General features: G+C 61.2%; 21 protein-coding genes. 15 read left to right on the top strand and 6 right to left on the bottom strand.

Features of this window, described 5'->3' with window-relative positions:
• Positions 1 to 61: 61 nt before the first annotated feature.
• The 3 genes from glcE to Q0O99_RS08325 are packed head-to-tail and all read left to right on the top strand — an operon-like array spanning position 62 to position 2,801.
• Entirely contained in the window at positions 62 to 1,219 is a 1,158-nt protein-coding gene (gene glcE, locus Q0O99_RS08335) for a glycolate oxidase subunit GlcE (RefSeq protein WP_293750362.1), read from the top strand.
• An 11-nt stretch (positions 1,220 to 1,230) separates the two neighbouring features.
• A complete protein-coding gene (gene glcF / locus Q0O99_RS08330; protein ID WP_293750361.1) occupies positions 1,231 to 2,481 on the top strand; it encodes a glycolate oxidase subunit GlcF in 1,251 nt (416 codons plus the stop codon).
• A 23-nt stretch (positions 2,482 to 2,504) separates the two neighbouring features.
• A complete protein-coding gene (locus Q0O99_RS08325) occupies positions 2,505 to 2,801 on the top strand; it encodes a YciI family protein (RefSeq protein ID WP_293750360.1) in 297 nt (98 codons plus the stop codon).
• Between the two features lie 375 nt (positions 2,802 to 3,176).
• On the opposite strand, the gene Q0O99_RS08320 is transcribed toward Q0O99_RS08325, so the two are convergent.
• Positions 3,177 to 4,346: an ATP-binding protein gene (locus tag Q0O99_RS08320; RefSeq protein WP_293750358.1), complete on the bottom strand. Its 1,170-nt coding sequence runs from the start codon at positions 4,344 to 4,346 to the stop codon at positions 3,177 to 3,179.
• Positions 4,347 to 4,487: 141 nt separating this feature from the next.
• On the opposite strand from Q0O99_RS08320, the gene Q0O99_RS08315 reads away from it, so the two are divergent.
• The 3 genes from Q0O99_RS08315 (at position 4,488) to Q0O99_RS08305 (ending at position 6,627) form a co-directional block, all read left to right on the top strand.
• Complete coding sequence (locus Q0O99_RS08315) at positions 4,488 to 4,832, top strand: XRE family transcriptional regulator (RefSeq protein WP_293750356.1); 345 nt, start codon at positions 4,488 to 4,490, stop codon at positions 4,830 to 4,832.
• Positions 4,829 to 6,061, top strand: coding sequence for a type II toxin-antitoxin system HipA family toxin (locus Q0O99_RS08310; protein WP_293750354.1), 1,233 nt, complete (start codon positions 4,829 to 4,831; stop codon positions 6,059 to 6,061). Before Q0O99_RS08315 ends, Q0O99_RS08310 begins: the two co-directional genes overlap by 4 nt.
• Positions 6,062 to 6,249: 188 nt before the next feature.
• Complete coding sequence (locus Q0O99_RS08305; RefSeq protein WP_293750352.1) at positions 6,250 to 6,627, top strand: hypothetical protein; 378 nt, start codon at positions 6,250 to 6,252, stop codon at positions 6,625 to 6,627.
• 28 nt (positions 6,628 to 6,655) lie between these two features.
• Here the strand turns inward: Q0O99_RS08305 and Q0O99_RS08300 are convergent, their stop codons facing one another.
• The 3 genes from Q0O99_RS08300 to Q0O99_RS08290 are packed head-to-tail and all read right to left on the bottom strand — an operon-like array spanning position 6,656 to position 8,691.
• Positions 6,656 to 7,138 carry a glutathione peroxidase gene (locus Q0O99_RS08300; protein ID WP_293750350.1) on the bottom strand — a complete coding sequence of 161 codons (483 nt, stop codon included), beginning with the start codon at positions 7,136 to 7,138 and terminating at the stop codon, positions 6,656 to 6,658.
• Positions 7,139 to 7,174: 36 nt separating this feature from the next.
• Complete coding sequence (locus tag Q0O99_RS08295) at positions 7,175 to 8,068, bottom strand: DMT family transporter (RefSeq protein WP_293750348.1); 894 nt, start codon at positions 8,066 to 8,068, stop codon at positions 7,175 to 7,177.
• Between the two features lie 8 nt (positions 8,069 to 8,076).
• The gene (locus tag Q0O99_RS08290) at positions 8,077 to 8,691 is read right to left on the bottom strand and encodes a DedA family protein (RefSeq protein ID WP_293750346.1); all 615 of its coding nucleotides are present in this window, start codon (positions 8,689 to 8,691) and stop codon (positions 8,077 to 8,079) included.
• Positions 8,692 to 8,972: 281 nt separating this feature from the next.
• Between Q0O99_RS08290 and Q0O99_RS08285 the strand changes: the two genes are divergently transcribed.
• The 8 genes from Q0O99_RS08285 to Q0O99_RS08250 all read left to right on the top strand — a co-directional run bounded on the left by Q0O99_RS08285 (position 8,973) and on the right by Q0O99_RS08250 (position 17,697).
• Complete coding sequence (locus Q0O99_RS08285) at positions 8,973 to 10,295, top strand: esterase-like activity of phytase family protein (protein ID WP_293750473.1); 1,323 nt, start codon at positions 8,973 to 8,975, stop codon at positions 10,293 to 10,295.
• Between the two features lie 89 nt (positions 10,296 to 10,384).
• Positions 10,385 to 11,479 (top strand): alanine racemase, encoded by a 1,095-nt coding sequence (gene alr / locus Q0O99_RS08280; protein ID WP_293750344.1) that lies wholly within the window; start codon positions 10,385 to 10,387, stop codon positions 11,477 to 11,479.
• 124 nt (positions 11,480 to 11,603) lie between these two features.
• Positions 11,604 to 12,623, top strand: a complete 1,020-nt coding sequence (locus Q0O99_RS08275; RefSeq protein WP_293750342.1) for a thiamine pyrophosphate-dependent dehydrogenase E1 component subunit alpha — start codon at positions 11,604 to 11,606, stop codon at positions 12,621 to 12,623.
• Entirely contained in the window at positions 12,614 to 13,588 is a 975-nt protein-coding gene (locus Q0O99_RS08270) for a transketolase C-terminal domain-containing protein (RefSeq protein ID WP_293750340.1), read from the top strand. Before Q0O99_RS08275 ends, Q0O99_RS08270 begins: the two co-directional genes overlap by 10 nt.
• A gap of 157 nt (positions 13,589 to 13,745) precedes the next feature.
• Complete coding sequence (locus Q0O99_RS08265; RefSeq protein WP_293750338.1) at positions 13,746 to 14,264, top strand: TRAP transporter small permease; 519 nt, start codon at positions 13,746 to 13,748, stop codon at positions 14,262 to 14,264.
• On the top strand, positions 14,261 to 15,559 hold the full coding sequence (locus Q0O99_RS08260) for a TRAP transporter large permease (protein ID WP_293750336.1): 1,299 nt from the start codon (positions 14,261 to 14,263) through the stop codon (positions 15,557 to 15,559). The genes Q0O99_RS08265 and Q0O99_RS08260 overlap by 4 nt, the downstream gene beginning before the upstream one ends.
• 28 nt (positions 15,560 to 15,587) lie before the next feature.
• The gene (locus Q0O99_RS08255) at positions 15,588 to 16,622 is read left to right on the top strand and encodes a DctP family TRAP transporter solute-binding subunit (RefSeq protein WP_293750334.1); all 1,035 of its coding nucleotides are present in this window, start codon (positions 15,588 to 15,590) and stop codon (positions 16,620 to 16,622) included.
• A 151-nt stretch (positions 16,623 to 16,773) separates the two neighbouring features.
• Positions 16,774 to 17,697 (top strand): DMT family transporter, encoded by a 924-nt coding sequence (locus tag Q0O99_RS08250; protein ID WP_293750332.1) that lies wholly within the window; start codon positions 16,774 to 16,776, stop codon positions 17,695 to 17,697.
• Positions 17,698 to 17,701: 4 nt separating this feature from the next.
• Here Q0O99_RS08250 and Q0O99_RS08245 read toward each other — a convergent pair whose 3' ends face one another.
• Together Q0O99_RS08245 and Q0O99_RS08240 are read right to left on the bottom strand one after the other, a co-directional pair.
• Positions 17,702 to 18,460, bottom strand: coding sequence for a TSUP family transporter (locus Q0O99_RS08245; protein WP_293750330.1), 759 nt, complete (start codon positions 18,458 to 18,460; stop codon positions 17,702 to 17,704).
• Between the two features lie 410 nt (positions 18,461 to 18,870).
• Positions 18,871 to 20,382: a CoA-acylating methylmalonate-semialdehyde dehydrogenase gene (locus Q0O99_RS08240; RefSeq protein WP_293750328.1), complete on the bottom strand. Its 1,512-nt coding sequence runs from the start codon at positions 20,380 to 20,382 to the stop codon at positions 18,871 to 18,873.
• 251 nt (positions 20,383 to 20,633) lie between these two features.
• Here Q0O99_RS08240 and Q0O99_RS08235 point away from each other — a divergent pair, with 251 nt between their 5' ends.
• Positions 20,634 to 21,572: a LysR family transcriptional regulator gene (locus Q0O99_RS08235; protein WP_293750326.1), complete on the top strand. Its 939-nt coding sequence runs from the start codon at positions 20,634 to 20,636 to the stop codon at positions 21,570 to 21,572.
• Positions 21,573 to 21,622: the final 50 nt, after the last annotated feature.

Raw genomic sequence — 21,622 nt, 5'->3', positions numbered from 1 at the left:
CAACCTCCCCGTTAAAAATCTTCACACGCCCGCTCAAGGTCGGGGGTTACCATCTTGGCCCATGGAAGCTCAACTCAATTCCCTCATCGACGCCGTGCGCCAAGCCGCTGCGGACGGCAGTACTTTGCGCTTGCGCGGTGGCGGCAGCAAAGACTTTTGGGGCCAAAGCCTCAGCGGTGAGGTGCTGGACACCCGTGCCTACCAGGGCATCGTGAGCTACGAGCCCAGCGAGCTGGTGGTCACGGCCCGATGCGGCACGCCGCTGGCCGAGTTGGAAGCCGCATTGGCCGAAAAAGGCCAGTGCCTGGCCTTTGAGCCGCCGCATTTTGGCCAAGGCTCAGCACAGGGTGCGACGGTGGGCGGCATGGTCGCTGCCGGTCTGAGCGGCCCGGCCCGCGCCACCGCAGGCGCTGTGCGCGACTATGTGTTGGGTGCGCGCTTCATCAACGGCTTGGGCGAGCACCTGACTTTTGGCGGGCAGGTCATGAAAAACGTGGCCGGTTACGACGTGAGCCGCCTCATGGCCGGCAGCTGGGGCACGCTGGGCCTGGTCACCGAGGTCAGCCTGAAAGTCTTGCCCGTGGCCCTAGCCGAGGCCACGCTCATGTGCGCGGGTCTGCCGCAAAAAACGGCGCTCGATTTGCTGCACCGCTGGGGCGGTCAGCCCCTGCCCCTGAACGCCAGCGCCTGGGTGCGCGACACCAGCGCCCAGCCGGTGGCTGATTATTTGTTTGTGCGCTTGCGTGGTGCCGTTGCGGCGGTGCAGTCGGCCGTGACCCGCATGACGGCCGATGCCGTGGCGCAAGGTGCTCAAGTCACGGTGATGAACAACGCCGAAGCCGCGCAAGACTGGCGTGCCAGCGGCGAGCAGACCCTGCCGTTTTTTGATGCCCCGTCAACCGACGCTTGCCTGTGGCGACTGTCGCTGCCGCAAACCGCGCCGGTGCTGGATTTGCCCTACGCCACCTACATTGAATGGCAAGGTGCGCAGCGTTGGCTGTGGGCGCCGGCCACGGCGGCCGTGCCATTGCGCGAGTTGGCGCAATCTGTGGGCGGCCATGCCACGCTGTTCCGTGCCAGCGCCACGCATGCCGAGCTGGACAAAATTGCCGGCGTGAACACCCCGCTGGACGCCGTGCAAGACCGCATTCAGCAGCAATTGCAAAAACAGTTCGACCCGAAAGGCGTGTTCGCCACCGGTCGCATGCACCCCATCTGAGGCGAATCGTCATGCAAACCCAGCTCGCCCCCGAATACCAAAACACCCCCGATGGGCTGGCGGCCGAAGCCATTTTGCGCAAGTGTGTGCACTGCGGCTTTTGCACCGCCACTTGCCCCACCTACCAGCTGCTGGGCGACGAGCTCGACGGCCCGCGTGGCCGCATTTATTTGATGAAGGCGGTGCTGGAAGGCGAAACGCCCACCCGCAAAACCCAGATGCACCTGGACCGGTGCCTCACCTGCCGCAACTGCGAAAGCACTTGCCCCAGCGGCGTGCAATACGGTCACCTGGTGGACATTGGCCGCAAGCTGGTGGACGCCAAGGTCGAGCGCCCCGCCGGTGAAAAGATGCTGCGCTGGGCGCTCAAAGAAGGCCTGCCTTCGCCGCTGTTTGCCCCCGCCTTGAAGATGGGCCAAATGGTGCGTGGCCTGCTGCCCGAAAGCCTGCAAGCCAAAGTGCCCGCGCCGCAAAATGCCGGTGCCTGGCCCACCACGCAGCATGCCCGCAAGGTGCTGATGCTGGCCGGTTGTGTGCAGCCGAGCATGAGCCCCAACATCAACACCGCGACCGCCCGCGTGCTCGATGCGGCAGGCATCCAGACCGTGACAGCCCCCAAAGCCGGTTGCTGTGGCGCGCTGAAATTTCACCTGAACGACCACGACGGCGGCAAGGACCACATGCGTGCCAACATCGACGCTTGGTGGCCCTTGGTCGAGTCGGGCGAGATCGAGGCGATTGTGATGAACGCTTCGGGCTGCGGCGTCATGGTCAAAGACTACGGCCATGTGCTCAAAGACGACCCGCAATACGCCGACAAAGCCGCCCGCATCGGCGCGTTGACCAAAGACCTGAGCGAGCTGCTGCCCGAATTGGTGCCGTTGCTCAAGGGCAAGCTCAAACCCCAAGCCCTGCAAGCCGCAGGCCTGCAGGCCTACCACCCGCCCTGCACGCTGCAACACGGCCAGCAACTCAGAGGCGGCGTCGAGAAACACCTGACCGACTTGGGCTTCCAGATCAAGGTCACCGCCAATGAGTCACATCTGTGCTGCGGCTCGGCCGGCACCTACAGCGTGCTCAACCCGGATCTGTCCAAGCAACTGCGCGACCGCAAGCTGGACCACCTGAACGCATTGGAGCCGCAAGGCGTGATCAGCGCCAACATCGGCTGCATCACCCACCTGCAAAGCGGCAGCGGCCTGCCGGTGCGGCATTGGGTGGAGTTGGTGGATGGGGCGTTGCAAAGTAAGGTCATCATTTGAGCGGTGGTGCAAGGAGTCTGCGCATGTTGTTTGCCGTTTTATTCACCGATAACCCCGACCATGCTCAAGTGCGGGCTGATCATTTACAGGCGCACATCGATTGGCTGGAGCGGCACAAGGATGTCATCCAGGTGGGTGGATCGCTGCGCCGTGAACCCTCGGAAACGCCCAAGGGCGGGTTGTGGATTGCACAGGCTGACTCCAAGCAAACCATAGATGCGCTGCTTCAGACCGATCCGTTTTATTTGGCTGGACTGCGCCAAAGCTATGAAATTCTGCATTGGTCCAAAGCCAACAGTGAGCGGCAGGTGCTGATCTGAATGCCGGACACCGCACTGTTCCTTCGCTGCGCCGCCTGTGATCACAAGGTCTCGGCTTTTCTGGCGTTCCGCAATGCCGGACTTTTGGCCGGTCCTCGCCGCCCAACTGTGAACGAGATTGAGGCCATCGCGCCTCGTCTGAAGTGTTCTCAGTGCGGCGCAAAGTCGGTTTCGCTGGAGTCAGAGCCCTATAAGGACAGCGAACGTTACTGGGCAACTTCGGAGAGCGAAAACCGGATTTTTCACCGGAGCAGTTGCACCAGCATGCGCAGCGTGGGTGCAGGCAGTGAGATCAATTTCACTTCCCGCGAGGCTGCGGTGCGCCGTGGCTACACACCGTGTCGGGCGTGTCGTCCATGAGCGATGGCATGGCCGTCAACCCGCAGCGAGCACGCCCATCAATTCCACCAATCCGATCGCCTGAGTGCCGTAGCGCATCGGAAAGCGTTCCGTGCCGGGATAGACCACGTAGCGTTGCTCGATGTTCAAGTCGGCGCAGGCGATGTCCAAGCCTTTGCTCAGGGTGGGTGCTGTCGAACGCTTGATTTCGATGGCCATCCAGGCTTGGCCTGCACGTTCAATCAGCAGATCGATTTCGGCACCAGCATGGGTTCTGTAGCAGTAAGCCGTGCATTGCGGGTGGGCGGCGGCCATCAGGTTGTCGATGCAATAGCCTTCATAGCTGGGACCACACACCGGGTGCCCGGCCAGACCATGCAAACTGCCCACGCCCAGCAAGGCATGCACCAAGCCGCTGTCGCGCACATAGACCTTGGGCGCTTTGACCAAGCGCTTGCCCACGTTGCCGCTCCAGGGGCGCAAGCGGCGCACCAGTTGCAGGTCGACCAGCAAGTCGATGTAGCGCTCCACCGCCGGGCTGCTCACGCCCAAGCCGCTGGCCAGGCGGCTTTGCTGGAGCAAGGCGCCCTGTTGATGGGCCAGCATGGTCCACAGGCGGCCCACGGTTTCGGCAGGCAGTCGCGGGGCGAACATGGGCACATCGCGTTGCAAATAGCTGCGCACAAAATCTTCGCGCCAACGCAGACTGGCCGCATCGCTGGCGGCCAGCAGGCTGTCCGGAAAACCGCCGCGCAGCCACAGTGTGTCCAGATCGGTGGCAGGCCATTCCAGCGCATGGATGGGGCCGATGTCCAGGTACGCCACACGCCCCGCCAGGGTTTCGCTGCTTTGCTGCATCAGGTCCAGCGAGGCTGAACCCAGCAACAAAAAATGGCCAAAGCGCTGACCCGCACGGCGGCGCTCGTCGATGATGCCGCGCAACACGTCAAACAAGCCCGGCATTCGGTGAATTTCGTCCAGGATGATCAGCTTGCTGCCCTGTGCACGCAAAAATGCATCCGCATCTTGGAGCCGCAAACGGTCTGCAGGCCTCTCCAGATCCAGATAGGTGGCGCCTGTGGGCCAGCGCTCCGCCAGTGTCAGGGCCAAAGTGGTTTTGCCCACTTGGCGTGGCCCGAGCAGCACGACCGCTGGAGCTTCATGCAGGCGTTCAGACAACGTTGAAAGGATTTGGCGGTCAATCATCATTGAAATTCTAACGTGTGTTGTTAATATTTCAATATTAAATTCCTTGCTAAGATGGAAAATTGATTGCAAAAAAAATTATAGAAAGAATTGAGTGATCCTTTAAAAGTACAAAAAATTAGTTATGGTAAAGTTTGTGTTATGCCAAAGCCATCTTCAGCTGCCGACCAACTGCCCGCATCCGCCGCCAAAGCCTTGCGGGACTTGGGTGAAAACCTGGCGCTGGCGCGTCAGCGCCGCAAGGAAAGTCTGCGCGCTTGGGCCAGCCGCATGGCGGTGTCGGTGCCCACACTCATCCGCATGGAAAAGGGCGACCCATCGGTGGGCATGGGGGTTTATGTGACGGCTTTGTGGTTGATGGGGCGACACGCTGCCTTGCCTGAGGTGGCCGCTCCGGCGCAAGACTTGAACGCACTGGAGCAAGATATTGAGGCCGTGCGCCAACGTGGCCGTCGCATGTCACGCAAGCCGGAGGCGGCGCTGTGAACTGCCCTTATCAAGCCCAGGACAGCATGAGCCTCTGGTGGCTGGCCGATGTGCAAGTGCCCAAGCGCGTTGGCACATTGAGTCTGCAAGACCTGCGCCGCAAGGTGGCCCTGACTTATGACCACGCGTGGATTGCATCAGCCCAGGGCTTTGCGCTGAGCGAAGACCTGCCCTTGCAAACGGGTCTGATGTTGCCCGCCGAGCGCGACACGGCGGTGGGCGCCGTGGACGACGCCCGGCCCGACCAATGGGGTGAGCGTGTCATTCGCTTGCTGGAGCGTCCCGCCCGATTGTCTTTGCTGGAGTATCTGTACTTTGCAGGCGATGACCGCTTTGGCGCTTTGGGGGTGTCGTTGCACCCCGACACTTACGTTGCCGCCCCCACCGCGGCCATGCCCACGTTTGATGGTTTGGCAGATATGCACCAAGCCGTGCAGCGTGTCATGGCGGGAGAAGCCGTCAGTGAGCAACAGCGCCGTTTGCTGCAGCCCGGTGTGTCCATGGGTGGCGCACGGCCCAAGTCCTTGATGCACATCGATGGCGCGTCTTGGGTGGTCAAGTTTTCAGAGGGTGGTGAACTCGATTCCCCCTTAATTGAGCACGCCAGTATGCAGTTGGCGCGTCGTTGCGGCATTCATACAGCCGACACACTGGCCTTGCCTTTGCCGCAAGGTCACGCATTGGCTGTCAAACGTTTTGACCGTGAGGGTGTCAGGCGCTTGCATGTGTTGTCGTCCCATGTTGCCTTGCGCGCAGCAGGCGAGGCCATGGGCTATCCCGAGTTGGCCCAGCTCATTCGCCGTTTGGGACATCCTGATCAAGTGCGCGCGCAGCAGCAAGAACTTTTCAGGCGCATGGTCTTCAACATGCTGATTGATAACACCGACGACCATGAAAAAAACCATGCGCTGGTTCGGGGTGCGGATGGTTTTTATGCCTTGTCGCCAGCCTTTGATGTGCTGCCTGCCGCGCAAGGCTTGGGTTATCAGCAAATGCGTGTCGGCGCTTCGGGCCACGAATCCAGTATTGCCAATGCGCTGTCGCAGGCGCGGGCCTTTGGGTTGACAGATGCGCAAGCCCAGCAGACTGTGGCTGAAATTGTCAGTCAGGTGGCTGAGTGGAAAGTGGTGTTTCAAGGTCTGAATGTGCGGGATTCAGACATTGACTTGTTGGCTCAGTACCTGGATGGGGCGCATTTACGCGAGCAGGGCGCATCATTGAACCGCTGAGGCTTGTCCCCCAAATTGTCGGCCTGATACGCCCGATTCCGGGTTCGCCAAGCTGCGTCACCAGCCCCCTAAAGTCCTTTTGCCCATCCGGCAAGGCCAGCGCCCAATTACACCAAAATGACCACCCGGGTAGTATTCAGCACTGTATGGCAGACCGCGCTGGCACAGCGCACACAAAGGACAAGACGATGGCGATACCTTGGTTGATGGCGCTCAAAGTGATTCCCTGGGGCGATGTGATTGAACACGCGCCTTCGGTCCTCAAAGCCGCACGCAAGCTGATGGACCGTCAGCCCCCGGGCCAAACAGGCACCTCTGCCACGACCACCCCTGTGAGTGCAGTGCCCACTCTGGGCGAACTCAAAAATGCTTTGATCGCCGCGCAAGGCCAGATCGAGCGCCAAGCCCAGACCCAGCGCGAGCTGACCGAAACCCTGGCCGAGTTGGCCGAACAAAACGCGCGCTTGGTCAGCGCCGTGGAAATGCTGCGCCTGCGCACGCGGGTCTTGGTGTGGGGCGGTGCTGCGCTGTTGGTGTGGCTGGCGGTGCTGACTTGGTGGGCTTGAGCCGAGACGCCTGAACGGGCTTGGGGCTTCAACCCGCCAGCGCCGCCTCAATGTCCTTGGCGATTTTTTCTGGCGCATCCTGCGGCGCATAGCGCTTGATCACACGCCCGTCGCGTCCCACCAAGAACTTGGTGAAGTTCCACTTGATGCCCTTGCTGCCCAAAATGCCGGGGGCTTCGGCGGTGAGCCATTGGTACAGCGGGTGGGCGTCAGCGCCATTGACTTTGACTTTGCTCATCATCTGAAAGCTCACGCCGTAGTTCTTCTGGCAGAAGTTGGCAATTTGCGCGTCGTCGCCCGGGTCCTGGCTGGCGAATTGGTTGCACGGAAATCCCAGCACGGCCAGGCCTTGATCGGCGTAGGTTTTGTGCAGCTTTTCCAGCCCGGTGAACTGGGGCGTGAAGCCGCAAGCGCTGGCGGTGTTGACGATCAACATCACCTGGCCTTTGAAGCGCGAAAGGGGCACGGTTTGGTTGTCGATGCTTTGGGCTTCGAGGTCATAAAGGCTCATGGAGGGGCTCCGTTAGCGTTGTTCAGTCAGCGTGTTTCAGTCTTTTCGTGAGGTGTCTATCACCGACAGCAGCGCTGCCAGCAAAATCAGCGAACCACCCCATAGCGTGCGGCTTTCCCATTGTGCAGCACCCAACATGACAGAGGACACACTGGCAAACAGCACCTCGGACAGCATGACCAGCGCCGTGGTGTGGGCGGCCAGGCGCGCTGCGCCGTATTGCAGGGCCAAGTTGCCAAATAAAAACGAGACACCCAGCAGGGCCACCAGGGGCAGCCAGCTCCAGGCGGGGGCCGCACCGAGGGTCACCACCCCTGTGGCCAAGCCCGCGATGGCCGCCAGCGTGGCCATGACCGCGCCGCCGCCAAACATGGCCAGGGTGCGCGATGAACTGGGCGTGTCTTTGAGTTTGAGCAGCAAGGCGTTGGTGATGGCAAAAGTCAGTCCCCCCATCAAGGCCAGTCCATCGGCCAGGCTTTCGGGCACAGGCCAGGGCGTTTCGGGGGTTTTGAGCACAATGAACAAACCAGCCAGCGCCAGCAACAAGCGCAACAAGGCCATGGGGCTGGGCTTTTCACCCAAGAGCCACCAAGCGACCAGCACCGACCAGGCGGGCATCAAATAAAACAACAGCACCACCCGCACCACGTCGCCCACCGTGACGGCCCAGTTGAAGCCCACATTGGTCAGGCCCGAGGCCAGCAGCAAGAGCCAAAGTCCGGGATGACCCCGCCAGCTCTGCAGTTGCCCGCTGCGCCACAGCCACAAGGCGATGGACAGAAAGACGAAGGCGTAGACCAGCGCTGTGGCCCACAAAGGGTGCAGGCCCTGGGCTTCGAGTTGTTTGAAGGGCCACCAGCACACGCCCCAGACAAAGGCGTTGAACAGGAGCCCGGCGACCGCCAGGCTTTTGGGGGAGGCGTGGCCCATGCGTGGGCTTAGGAGACGTCGCCAGAGGCTTTGGCGGCCAGAGCTGCCTGGCGCTTGCGCCACCAGCGCCAACCCAGCCAGACAAGGCCAACGCCCAGCAGGGCAAAAATGCCGTGTTGGAATTGGCGCAGCACGCCAAACATCCAGTCCCAGTTTTGCGCGCCAAAGTATCCCAAGTAAACCCAGATCGGTACGCTGATCAGGGCGGCAAAGCCGTCCATGAAAAACCAGGTGGCAAAGCTGACGCGCTGGCTCATGCCGGCCGAGAAGAAAACTGGGGTGCGTAAACCCGGCAAAAAGCGGGCCACGAACATGACCCATTTGCCGTATTTATGAAAGGCATCTTGGGCGCTGGCGAAGCGCTCGGGTGTCAGGATTTTGCGAAAACCGGGCAATTTGGCAATGCGCTCGCCGTACAGGCGCCCCAGCGTGAACATCAGGCCATCACCAATCATGACGCCTGCCATGCCCACGGCAAACATGGTGTGCACATCGGCGTGACCCAGACCCGCGATGACACCGCCGGTCACCAAGGTCACGTCTTCTGGAACAGGCACACCAAAGCCGCAGATCAACAGCATCACGAACACGGCCAAATAGCCGTATTCGGTGAAGATGGGCATCAAAAACTCAAAAACTTCCATGGATGACAAGGTACAGCCAGTGCCCGAACGGCTCAGGCAGATTGCGCGGGGTTAAAAGGCAGCGGGTCAGTGTAAATCATTTGCAAGCCCCTTATGGCGCGGGGAAAGGGGTGCCACAGGCTCTGCCCGTCTTGCCCTTGTCATGGAAGGTTCATGCCGGCTTCACGGGGGTTGATTAACTTCAAAAACCCTTCACTTCTGCTGAGATCACCATGAAATTCCCATTGCCTCACCGTTTGAGCGCCGCTGCTGCGGCCTGGATGCTGGTTTGCGCCACAGGGGCTTTGCAAGCCCAAGCGCAAAACGCTTTCCCTGCCACTTTGGCTGGCCACGCCGTGCTGCCCGCCATGACCTTGATCCCTGCGCCCAAAGACGCCCCTGCCGATTTGCAGATCAGCGGCAAGTTCACCACCGGCCAGCGCGTCGAGAAAATCGGCAGCGTCGAAGGCCAGTCGGCAGGTCGCCCCACGGGCGTGTTTTTGCCCTTCAAGGGTCAACCGGTTCAAGGCCACTCGGGCATCAAGCGCATGGCCGACGGCAGCTTCTGGATCTTGACCGACAACGGCGCGGGCTCCAAAGCCAATTCGCCCGATTTCATGTTGCACCTGAACCATTACAAAGTGGACTTCAAAAAGGGCGAATTCAAGCGCGCGCAAACGGTGTTTTTGCACGATCCGGACAAAAAAGTGCCGTTTCGCATCGTCCACGAGGGCACCAAGCAGCGTTACCTGACCGGTTCGGACTTTGACACCGAGAGCTTTCAGTTCGCCGGCGGCTCGATTTGGATCGGCGATGAATTTGGCCCCTTCCTGATCAAGGCCGACATGAAGGGCAAAGTCCAGGCGGTGTTCGAGACGCAAGTCGACGGCAAAGTCGTGCGCTCGCCCGACCACCCTGCCGTCACCACCCCCGGCTCGCCCGACCAGTTGGTGCGTTTCCAGTCACGCCGCTCCAGGGGCTATGAAGGCATGGCCGCCTCCAAGGATGGCAGCAAACTCTATGCCTTGCTGGAGGGCGCTTTGTGGGACGAAGCCACCAAAGCCCCAGAGATGTTGGACGGCAAGCAGTATTTGCGCGTGCTGGAATTTGATGTGAAAGCCGAAAAATGGACGGGTCGCCACTGGAAGTACGTGATGGAAGGCAACCACCACGCCATCGGTGACTTCAACATGATCGACGAGACCACGGGCCTGATCATCGAGCGCGATAACGGCGAAGGCACGCCCGACAAGGCTTGCCCCGAGGGCGTCAAGCGCACCGATTGCTTCCACGACCTGCCCAAGTTCAAGCGCGTGTACAAAGTTGAGCTGACCGAAGCCAACGTGGGCGGCCCGCTGCGCAAGATCGGCTACATCGATTTGATGAACATGCAAGACCCTAACAAGCTGGCCCGCAAGCCGCTGGTCAATGGCGCTTTGAGCTTCCCGTTCTTCACCATTGAAAATGTGGACGTGGTGGACGCGACGCACATTGTGGTGGGCAACGACAACAACCTGCCGTTCTCCAGCAGCCGCGACCCCAACAAGGCCGACGACAACGAGTTGGTCTTGCTGGAAGTGGGCGAGTTTTTGAAGGCACGCTGACCTGCATCAGCCCAGCGCCCGCTCGGGCGCTGGGCTTCCCAGGGCCGATGAAGCTGGCATACTTCATCGGCCTTTTTCATGTATTGCCCATGCCCCGCCCCATTCAAGCCACCCTCCACACCGCTGCCTTGCGCCACAACCTGGGTTTGGCACGCCAAGCCGCAGCCGATGCCCAGGTGTGGGCGGTGGTCAAGGCCAATGCCTACGGGCACGGCATTGAGCGGGTGTTTGAAGGCTTGCGCGGGGCCGATGGTTTTGCGTTGCTCGATCTGACGGAAGCCGTACGCGTGCGCGCCCTGGGCTGGCGTGGCCCGATCTTGTTGCTCGAAGGCGCTTTTGAGGCACGAGACCTGGAGCTGTGCTCGCGCCTGCACCTGTGGCACACGGTGCATTGCGACGAGCAAATCGACATGCTGGCGCTGCACAAGACGCGCGAGCCACACCGGGTCTTTCTCAAGATGAACTCCGGCATGAACCGGCTGGGCTTTGCACCGCAGCGTTTTCGCTCGGCCTGGACGCGCCTGAACGCCTTGCCGCAGGTGGATGAAATCTCGCTCATGACCCATTTCAGCGACGCCGACGGCCCCAAAGGCATCGCCGCACAAATGGCCTTGTTTGAAGAAGCCACCCGCGACCTGCCCGGCGAACGCAGTGTGAGCAACAGCGCCGCCACCTTGCGCCATGCGCAGGACCTGGCCGTGAAAGCCGACTGGATTCGCCCTGGCATTGCCGTGTATGGCAGCTCGCCCGACTTTCCAGAACACAGCGCTGCCCATTGGGGCCTGTTGCCGGCCATGAGCTTGCATGCCCAAATCATTGCGGTACAGCATTTGCAGGCGGGGGACAGTGTGGGTTACGGCTCCAGTTTTGTCGCTGACCGGCCCATGCGCATAGGTGTGGTGGCCTGCGGTTATGCCGACGGTTACCCGCGCAGCTGCCCCACGGGCACGCCGGTGCTGGTGAACGGCGAGCGCGGGCGCACGGTGGGCCGTGTCAGCATGGACATGCTGACGGTGGACCTGAGTCCCTTTCCCGAAGCGGCTGTGGGCAGCACCGTCACGCTTTGGGGGCAGTCGGCCCAAGGTGCGGTGCTCAGCATCGATGAAGTGGCGCATGCGGCAGGCACCGTGGGCTATGAGCTGCTGTGTGCGCTGGCCGCGCGCGTGCCCGTGGTGGCGGTCTAAGACCTCGTCAAAAAGTGCAAGGGCCTGTGTCACCTGCGCGCTGTTCTTTCAGTCAAACGCCTTTAAAGTGGTCAGGGCCTTGGAAAAGTTGTTTTTCGGGGCGATCTCAACACAGGAGACACCGATGCCCTCCATCGCTCAAAAAGACGCATTGGCCGCTTTGTACCTGTGCATGGCCCGCATTCGGGCGTTTGAAAATGCCGCAGAAATTCTGAGCCAGGGCGGCGTCAGCGCCTACAACAAAACCGCCGACGGCAGCGCCAAAGTGCGCGGCCCCTTGCACCTGTCTACCGGGCAAGAAGGCGTGGCCGCTGGCGTGTGCGCCCACCTCACCTCCAGCGACTACCTGACCTCCACCCACCGCGGCCACGGCCACACCCTGGCCAAGGGGGCGGATCTCAGCCGCATGATGTGCGAGTTGTACGGCAAAGCCACAGGTTTTAACGGGGGCAAAGGCGGCTCCATGCACATCGCTGATTTTTCAGTCGGCATGTTGGGGGCCAACGGCGTGGTGGCAGCGGGCTTGCCCATTGCCGTGGGTGCGGCGCACGCGCAAAAACTGCAAAAGCGCAGCGACATCACCGTCTGCTTTTTTGGCGATGGCGCCACCAACCGGGGGCCGTTTTTAGAAGCGCTCAACTGGGCGCAGGTGCACCAATTGCCGGTGCTCTTTGTGTGTGAAGACAACCGCTGGAGCGCGACCACTGCCAGTGGCCCCATGATCGCCGGGCCAGGCGCCTCGGCGCGCAGCGAAAGCTTGGGCATCGCAGCGCACCAGGTCGACGGCAACGATGTGTGGGCCGTTTACGGCAAAGCGGCCGAACTGGTGCAAGAAGTTCGCGCAGGCCACGGGCCGCGCTTTTTGCATGCCCTCACCTACCGCGTCAAAGGCCATGTGTCGGTGGACCTGGCGGCTTACCGGGACCCTCGGGAAGTCGAACAAGCGCTGAAGAACGACCCCATCCAAAATGCCCGACGCGCCTTGCTGGCCGCAGGCAGCACCGACCTGGCATGTGACCAGATGGACCAGCAGGCCCAAACTGAAGTGCAAGCGGCCATGCAGGCCGCAGCCCAGGCACCCTGGCCCGATGTGTCGGCGGCCTACACCGACATCCAGACCACAGGAGAAGGTCAATGGTTTTGAACACGATGAGTTACAGCCAGGCCGCTGTGCTGGCCGTGCAGCGCGAAATGGAAGCCGACGAGCGCGTGGTGGTGATGGGCGAAGACGTGGGACGGGGCGGTATCTTTGGCCAATACAAAGGTTTGCAACAGACCTTTGGCGCGCACCGTATCATCGACACCCCCATCAGCGAAGCGGCCATCATGGGCGGCGGGGTGGGCATGGCGCTGGCGGGGATGCGCCCGGTGGTGGAGATGCGCGTGGTCGACTTTGCCTTGTGCGGCATGGACGAAATCATCAACCAAGCCGCCAAAAACCGTTACATGTTTGGCGGCCAGGGCCGCGTGCCCCTGGTGGCCCGCATGCCCATTGGCATCTGGGATGCCTCGGCGGCGCAGCATTCGCAGTCCCTCGAAGCCTGGTTTGCCCACATGCCCGGCTTGGTGGTGGTGTGTCCGGGCTCGGTGCAAGACAACTATTCCTTGCTGCGCGCGGCCTTGCAGTGCGGCGACCCGGTGGTCTACATGGAACACAAGACCCTGTGGGGCTTGGAAGGGCCGGTGGACGAAAGCGTGCAAGTGCCCTTGGGCCAGGCCGCCGTGCTGCGCCCGGGCGACCACCTGACGATGGTCAGCTGGAGCCGTCAGGTGCAGGTGTGCCAAACGGCTTGCAAGCAATTGGCGGCTTTGGGTATCGAGGTCGAGTTGATCGATTTGCGCACCCTGTGGCCTTGGGATCGGGACGCGGTGCTCAACTCGGCGACCAAAACAGGCCATTTGCTGGTGGTGCATGAAGCCATTCAGGCTGCAGGTTTTGGCGCCGAAATCGCCGCCACCGTGGCCGAAACCCTGGGCGTGCGCGTCAAGCGCTTGGGCGCGCCGCGCATCCCGGTGGGTTACGCCCCTGTGCTGGAAGCGGTGGCCCGCGTGTCGGCTGATCAAATTGTGGCCGCAGCGCAGGACTGCCTGAAGCCTGTCACACGTTGAGGGTGTTGCCGCCTTGATGGCGATCAGCTGGCACCTGCACTTCGGGGGTTTTTCCATGGGGTCATCCCTGTGTCCCCGGGGCGCTTTGGGGCCTGTTCGAGAGGCTTGAGGCCAAGAATGCCATGGTAAAGTGAATTTTAAATTTGGTTTGAGACCTATGACCCATTTGCATGAGCAAGCCTCCGCCGTAGTGGCCGCTGCTGAATCCGATGAAGAAACCGCTGTTCCTCTGAAAATCGAAGACTGGCTCACGGTGATCGTGATGGGGCTGCTCGCGCTCATCACCTTTGCCAATGTGCTGGTGCGCTATTTCACCGACCAGTCTTTTGCCTGGACGGAAGAGTTTTCGGTGTTTTTGATGATTGTGCTGGCGCTGGTGGCGGGCTCTGCTTCGGTGGCCCGCAACCGGCAAATCCGCATTGAATACTTTGCCGACAGCGGCTCTGAAAAACGCCAACGGGCGCTGGCCCGCTTTGGTGCGCTGATGGTCTTTGTGTTGTTTGCGCTGATTGCGGTGCTCAGCGTGCGCGTGGTGTGGGACGATTTCCGCTTTGGCGAAACCTCACCGGGCATCGGCGTGCCCCAGTGGTGGTACACCATCTGGCTGCCTGTCTTGTCGGTGGCGATTGCCGGACGTGCGCTGGGCTTGTTCATCCGCCGGGGGCGTCAGCCATGATCCCGACTCTGCTGTTTGTGGCCTTTGTGGTCATGATGCTGATGGGCGTGCCCATTGGTGCAGCGCTGGGTTTGGCAGGAGCCGCTTGCATTGCCCTGGCCAATTCCGATGCGCAGTGGTTTGGCTTGCTGGCTGTGCCACAAAACTTCTATGCGGGTCTGGGCAAGTACCCGCTGCTGGCCATTCCGATGTTCGTGCTGGTCGGCTCCATCTTTGACCGGTCGGGTGTGGCGCTTCGGCTGGTCAATTTTGCGGTCGCCATCGTGGGCCGCGGCCCCGGCATGCTGCCCTTGGTGGCGATTGTGGTGGCCATGTTTTTGGGCGGCATTTCGGGTTCTGGCCCGGCCAATGCGGCGGCGGTGGGTGCGGTCATGATCGCGGCCATGTCGCGGGCCGGTTACCCCGCGTCGTTTTCGGCCAGCGTGGTCGGTGCGGCAGCGGCCACCGACATTTTGATTCCGCCTTCGGTGGCCTTCATCGTGTATTCGGTGCTGGTGCCCGGCGCTTCGGTGCCCGCGCTGTTTGCGGCGGGCATGATCCCGGGCATTTTGGCGGGGTTGGCCTTGATCGTGCCCACGGTGTGGATGGCCCGCAAGCACAAGATGGGTACGCTGGAGGCGAGCTTGCCGCGTCCCGAATTGTGGAAAAGTTTTGTCGAAGCCATTTGGGGCTTGGCCGCCCCGGTCTTGATTTTGGGCGGCATGCGCGCCGGGTGGTTCACACCGACAGAGGCGGCGGTGGTGGCCGTGTTTTATGGCCTGTTTGTGGGCATGGTGATTTACCGCACGATCAAGGTGCGCGATCTGTTTGTCATTTTGCGCGAGTCGGGCGAGTTGTCGGCTGTGATCTTGCTGGTGGTGTCGCTGGCAGGCATTTTTGCCTTTTCGCTGTCCACGCTGGGGGTGATTGACCCGGTGACGAACGCCATCGTCAACTCGGGCTTGGGCGAATACGGCGTGCTTGCGCTGCTCATCTTGATGCTGATCACCGTGGGCATGTTCCTCGACGGTGTGTCGATCTTCTTGATCTTTGTGCCGCTGCTGTGGCCCATCGTGCAGTATTACAAATGGGACCCGGTCTGGTTTGGTGTGATCCTCACACTCAAAGTGGCGCTGGGGCAGTTCACGCCGCCGCTGGCCGTGAACTTGATGGTGTCTTGCCGCATCGCCGGCGTGCGCATGGAAGAAACCGTGCGCTGGGTGGGCTGGATGCTGTTTTCGATGTTCCTGGTCATGCTGGCGGTGATTGTTTGGCCTGAACTGGCCCTGTGGCTGCCGCGTTATTTGGGTTATTGATGTTCATTTTTTCAACAAGGAGACCTCCATGAAACTTCGTCGTCATTTGCTCAGCCTGCTGGCTGTAGCCGCTGGTTTGAGCGCTTTCACCGCACCGGCCGTAGCCGCCGATTACAAGGCCGAGTACCGCATGTCGCTGGTGTTGGGACCTCCCACACCTTGGGGCCAGGCTGGCAAGATGTGGGCCGACACGGTCAGGGAGCGCACCCAGGGTCGCATCAACATCAAGCTCTACCCCGGCGTGTCGCTGATCCAGGGTGACCAGACCCGTGAATTCAGCGCACTGCGCCAAGGTGTGATCGACATGGCGGTGGGCTCGACCATCAACTGGTCGCCTCAGGTCAAGGAGTTGAATCTGTTCTCGCTGCCCTTTTTGATGCCCGACTACGCCGCCATTGACGCGCTGACCCAAGGCACCGTGGGCCAGAAGATTTTCCAGACCCTGGACAAGTCGGGTGTGGTGCCCTTGGCTTGGGGTGAAAACGGCTTCCGTGAACTCACCAACTCCAAGCGCCCCATCAAGTCGCCTGCCGATTTGAAAGGCATGAAAATCCGCGTGGTGGGCTCGCCCATTTACTCGGATATGTTCTCGGCCATGGGGGCCAACCCCACGCAAATGAGCTGGGCCGATGCGCAGCCGGCGCTGTCCAGTGGCGCGGTGGACGGCCAGGAAAACCCGCTGTTCCTGTTCACCGTGCTGAAAATGCACACCGTGGGCCAGAAATTCGTAACCACCTGGGGCTATGTGGCCGATCCGCTGATCTTTGTGGTCAACAAGGACATCTGGGCATCGTGGACACCCGCTGACCAGGCCATCGTGCGCCAGGCCGCTGTGGATGCAGGCAAAGCCGAAATCGCCATCGCCCGCAAAGGCCTGGTCGAAGCCGACAAGCCGGTGCTGAAAGACATCGCCGCCATGGGCGTGACGGTGACATCGCTTACCGCCGACGAGCGCGATGCCTTCGTCAAAATCACCCGGCCGGTGTACGAGAAGTGGAAAAACACCGTGGGCCCTGCCCTGGTGAAAGAGGCCGAAGCCGCTGTCGCTGCACGCAAGAAGTGATGTATTCGCCTGGCCAACACAACTTGTTGGCCAAGCGTTTCCTGTCTGGGTTCAGGCCATGACCCCACCCTGGGGCGCTCAGCGGTGACCCTGTGGCCTTCTTGATGCGAGCGGGACACGGGATGCTGCCTGCTGGCAGCACAATCCCTGCATGCCCGACCCGACTCACTTACACCGTCACGACCGACGTGCCCTGCTTGTGGCGCTCGTGCTGGTGGTCATCTGGGGGGGCAACTTCAGCCTGCAAAAGTACCTGTTTGACCTGATCACACCGGGTGGTTTTCTGTGGGCGCGTTACCTCATCATGCCCACCTGTGCGCTGTTGCTGATGCGTTGGCGTTTTGGCCGTTGGCTGCCCCCTTTGCCCCGAAAGGACTGGATGCAAATGGCCTGGCTGGGCTTCCTTGGTCACTCCGTGCATGTGGGCTTGGTCACTTACGGCATCCACTGGTCCACGGCGTTTTCCAGTTCGGTGATTTTGGCGTGCGGACCGATTTTGACCTTGTTGATCCTTCGGTACCAGGGCCTTGAGCGGCTGACCGCAGCGCAAATGTCGGGTGTGGCCCTGGCTTTTGGCGGGGTGTTGATGTTCCTGTCCGACAAGTTGCTGGGCGGCAATTGGCGGGCTGGCGGGGGCGATTTGGTTTTATTGGTCGCCGCCGCTTTCTTTTCTTATTACACCGTAGCGGTCAAACCTGTGATGGAAAAACACGGGCCGGTCTTGACCATGGGTTATGCCACCTTGCTGGGCGGTTTGCCCGTGATGCTTTTGTCGGTGCCCGCCGGCATGGACGCCACTTGGTCGGTGCTCGACTTTTGGGCGTGGGTGGGTTTATTTTGGTCCATTTTGGTGTCGGCCTTCATTGGCTGGTTGGCTTGGGGCTGGATCAACACCGTGCGCGGCGTGGCACGAACGGCCCCTTTGATGTATTTAATGCCCCCCATGGCGGGCTTGTTTGCTTGGGCTTTGTCGGGCGAGCATTACAGCTGGATCAAGATCGCCGGGGCCGGCGTGACCCTGTTGGGCGTGGCGCTGGCGCAGTACGCGGGGCAAATCAAATGGCGTTTGCGGTGAAGGGCTAGCGCAACCAGGTGTCGTAAGCGGTTTTGCAGATCAGGGCCAACACCACCACAATGAACACGTGGCGCACAAAACCCGAGCCGTGTTTCATCGCCAGCCGGGTGCCAATCAGGCTGCCGATGATGTTGGACACCGCCATGGCCAAAGCCAAGTGCCACCACACATGGCCCTGAATGGCAAACAGCATGAGCGCAGAAAAGTTGGTGGCCACATTGATCAGTTTGGCCGAGGCCGTAGCGTTCAAGAAGTCATAGCCCATCAAACGGACATAGGCAAATACCAAAAAACTGCCCGTGCCGGGCCCGAAAAACCCGTCGTAGAAGCCGATGGTCAAGCCGATGGCGGCCCCAACCCAGGCCTGCTTTGCACCTGCATAGCGGGGTGCGTGGGTGCGTCCCATGTCTTTTTTGGCCAGGGTATACACCAGCAGAGCGGCCATCATGACGGGCAAGGCTTTGCGAAACAGTGTGGGGTCGACCTGTGTGACCGCCCAGGCCCCGATCAAGGAGCCCAACAGACCCGCGCCGGCAGCGGGCAGCAAGGCGCGCCAAGGCATGACCACTTTGCGGCTGTACTGCAAGGTGGCAAAAGCTGTGCCCCAGATCGCGGCGCTTTTGTTGGTGCCAAACAAAGTGGCGGGAGCTGCCCCCGGAAAGGTGGCAAACAAGGCAGGAATCAGGATCAGGCCGCCGCCACCCACGATCGCGTCCATCAGGCCTGCCAGCAAGGAGGCCAGCGAAACAATCAGTAATTCCATGGGCGCGATTGTGGCAGTGTTGTGGCTGTCACCGGCGGGTGGCCAGAGGGGCAAAAAAAAGCGCCGCTTGCGCGACGCTTTGAAAAAAATCACACCTCGTTGGATGCTGTTCCATGTTGGAGTTCTAAGGCTTCAGTGTCTCCTCGGCCCTCGGGATGCAAGTACTGCTTTGCATCGAGTGGGTGAAATGTAATCCCGCAAGCGCCCCGTTTTCCTCAGGGATTTCCCGATTCAGGGGAAATCCCTGACCCGAGCTGACGCTTGCCTGACAAATGTGCGTACTTTGGCGTTGCCCGAGGGGTTGGATGGAGCAGTGCGCCACGTCCTACAAGAACCACCGCGCCGCTTTTTCCGCGATCATGAGCGTGGGGTTGTCGGTGTTGCCACCCGTGATGGTGCCTGTTCCGGAGTTACTTGGCCGTCGGCATCACAAACTCAGCACCCTTGCCAATGCTCTCGGGCCAACGCTGCATGATGGACTTTTGCTTGGTGTAAAAACGCACACCCTCTTCGCCATAGGCGTGCATATCGCCAAACAGCGAACGCTTCCAGCCACCAAAACCGTGCCAGGCCATGGGCACGGGAATCGGTACGTTGATGCCGACCATGCCCACCTGAATGCGGCGCGCGAACTCACGCGCCACGTTGCCGTCGCGGGTAAAGCAGCTCACGCCGTTGCCGAACTCGTGGTCGTTGATGATTTGCACGGCGGTGCCAAAGTCAGGCACGCGCACGCACGACAGCACCGGGCCAAAAATCTCTTCCTTGTAGATCTTCATGTCGGTGGTCACGTGGTCGAACAGCGTGCCGCCCAGCCAAAAGCCTTGCTCGCAGCCGGCACCGGCTTTTGCGCCGTCAAACTCGCGGCCGTCGACCAGCATCTTGGCGTCTTCGGCCACACCCGCGTCGATGTAGCCCTTGATGCGCTGACGCGCCGCGTCGGTCACGATGGGGCCCATCTCGGCGGCCAGGTTTTCACCGTTGAGCACTTTCAGGGCTTGGGTGCGCTCAATCAACTTCGGCAAGATTTTGTCGGCCACATCGCCCACCAACACCGCCACGCTGATCGCCATGCAGCGCTCACCAGCCGAGCCGTAGCCGGCGCCAATCAGCGCGTCCACGGTCTGGTCGATGTCGGCGTCGGGCATGACGACCAAGTGGTTTTTCGCACCACCCAAGGCTTGTACACGTTTGCCGTGGTGTGCACCGGTCTCATAAATGTAGTTGGCGATCGGTGTAGAGCCGACAAAGCTGATGGCTTTCACATCGGGGTGCTCGAGCAGCGCGTCCACGGCTTCCTTGTCGCCTTGCACCACGTTGAACACGCCGTCGGGCAGACCGGCTTTTTTGAGCAAGTCAGCCATGAACAGCGATGCGCTGGGGTCGGTCGGGCTGGGTTTGAGGATGAAGGTGTTGCCCGCCGCAATGGCCACCGGAAACATCCACATGGGCACCATCACGGGGAAGTTAAACGGCGTGATGCCGGCCACCACGCCCAGGGGCTGGCGCAGGGTCCAGTTGTCGATGCCTGTGGAGACCTGGTCGGTGAAGTCACCCTTGAGCAGCTGAGGGATGCCGGTGGCGAATTCCACGATGTCGATGCCGCGTGAGACTTCGCCTTGCGCATCGGTGAACACCTTGCCGTGCTCGGCGGTGATCATGTGGGCCAGCTCGTCTTTGTGGGTGTTCAGCAGTTCGAGGAACTTGAACATCACGCGGGCGCGGCGCAGCGGTGGCGTGTCGGCCCAGGCAGGAAACGCCGCTTGCGCAGCGGCCACGGCCTGGGACACTTCGGCGCTGTTGGCCAGGGATACGCTGCCGGTCACGGCACCGGTGGCGGGGTTGGTGACCGGCTGGCTGCGGCCCGAAGCGCCTGCGGCGGTCTGGCCGCCAATGTAATGACCGATGTGGGTGGTGCTCATGGGGTGCTCCTTGTGGCTTGCGCCTTTTGCTCGTGAATGTGTCTTTTGTAGGAGCCCCCTGTGGGCGATTCTTCGATCATGTGGAAACCCTCTGATCGCCCACAGGGGTGGGCTCCTACAACAATTCAGCGCCTTGTGCGCAGCTCTTGCCCAACAAAAGCACTGAAAGTGCACTGAGTGTAGGCACCCCCGCACCCCCTCACAAGTCCGTAAAGCTGAATTGATTGTTCAAAATAGTGAACAATCAATGCATGGAAGAGAAAAAAATCAACACCCTCTGGACCCACCTGCACTGGCTGAGCGTGCTGGCGCAGCAGGGCAGCTATACCGCTGCCGCAGCCCGCCTGGGCGTGAGCAAGGCCGCCATGAGCCAGCGCATGGCCGAACTGGAGCGCGCTGCCAAGGTGACCCTGGTGCAGCGCACCACCCGCAGCCTGCGATTGACCGAGGCGGGCCAAAGGCTGGTGGATGAAACCCGCGCCTCGTTTGAGCAGATCGAGCAGAGTTTTGCCCAAGTGCGTGACTTGGCCGAACAGCCCAGCGGTTTGTTGCGCGTGACCGCGCCGGTGGCGCTGGCCCGCCAGCAACTGGTGCCGCTGTTTGCCGCTTTCTTGAAAGACTTTCCGGATGTGCGCATCGAGCTGGACCTGTCCGACCGCTTGAGTGCCTTGGCCACCGAAGGCTACGACCTGGCCATCCGCCACACCGCCCGCCCACCCGACACCCATGTGGCTTGGGCGCTGTGCGCGACCGAATCGGTGCTGGTGGCCACCCGTGCTTACATTGGCCAACATGGCGATCCGCAAAGCCCCACCGAGCTGCAAGCCCACAACTGCCTGCATTACCCCCGCTCGCAAGACACGCCCGCGTGGACCTTTGAGTTGCGTGAGTCCTCAGCAGTGGGTGAGCGCGTCACGGTGCCCGTGAGTGGCCATTTCGCCGCCAACAACAGCGAGGCTTTGAGAGAAGCGGCCTTGACCGGCGCAGGCATCGCCCTCCTGCCCGACTTCAGTGCCCAAGCCGAGTTACGCAAGGGTCACTTGGTGCGGGTGCTGCCCGACTGGAAACCGGTGGGCGCTTTTGCCGAAACCATCTACGCCATCCGGCCGTATGCACCGCATGTGCCCCGGGCGGTGACGGCGCTGGTGGCGCATTTGAGGGCTGGGTTGGTTATGGGGTTTGGGACGTGATTTTCAGCAACCGATGAAACTTGGCACTGGTGTTTCAGAGCTGACAAGGT

Source organism: Limnohabitans sp. Rim8, from assembly GCF_945901735.1.
Taxonomy (GTDB): domain Bacteria; phylum Pseudomonadota; class Gammaproteobacteria; order Burkholderiales; family Burkholderiaceae_C; genus Limnohabitans_A.
Note: the sequence above shows the minus strand (reverse complement) of the source record. Positions and strands in the feature narration are given on the sequence as shown.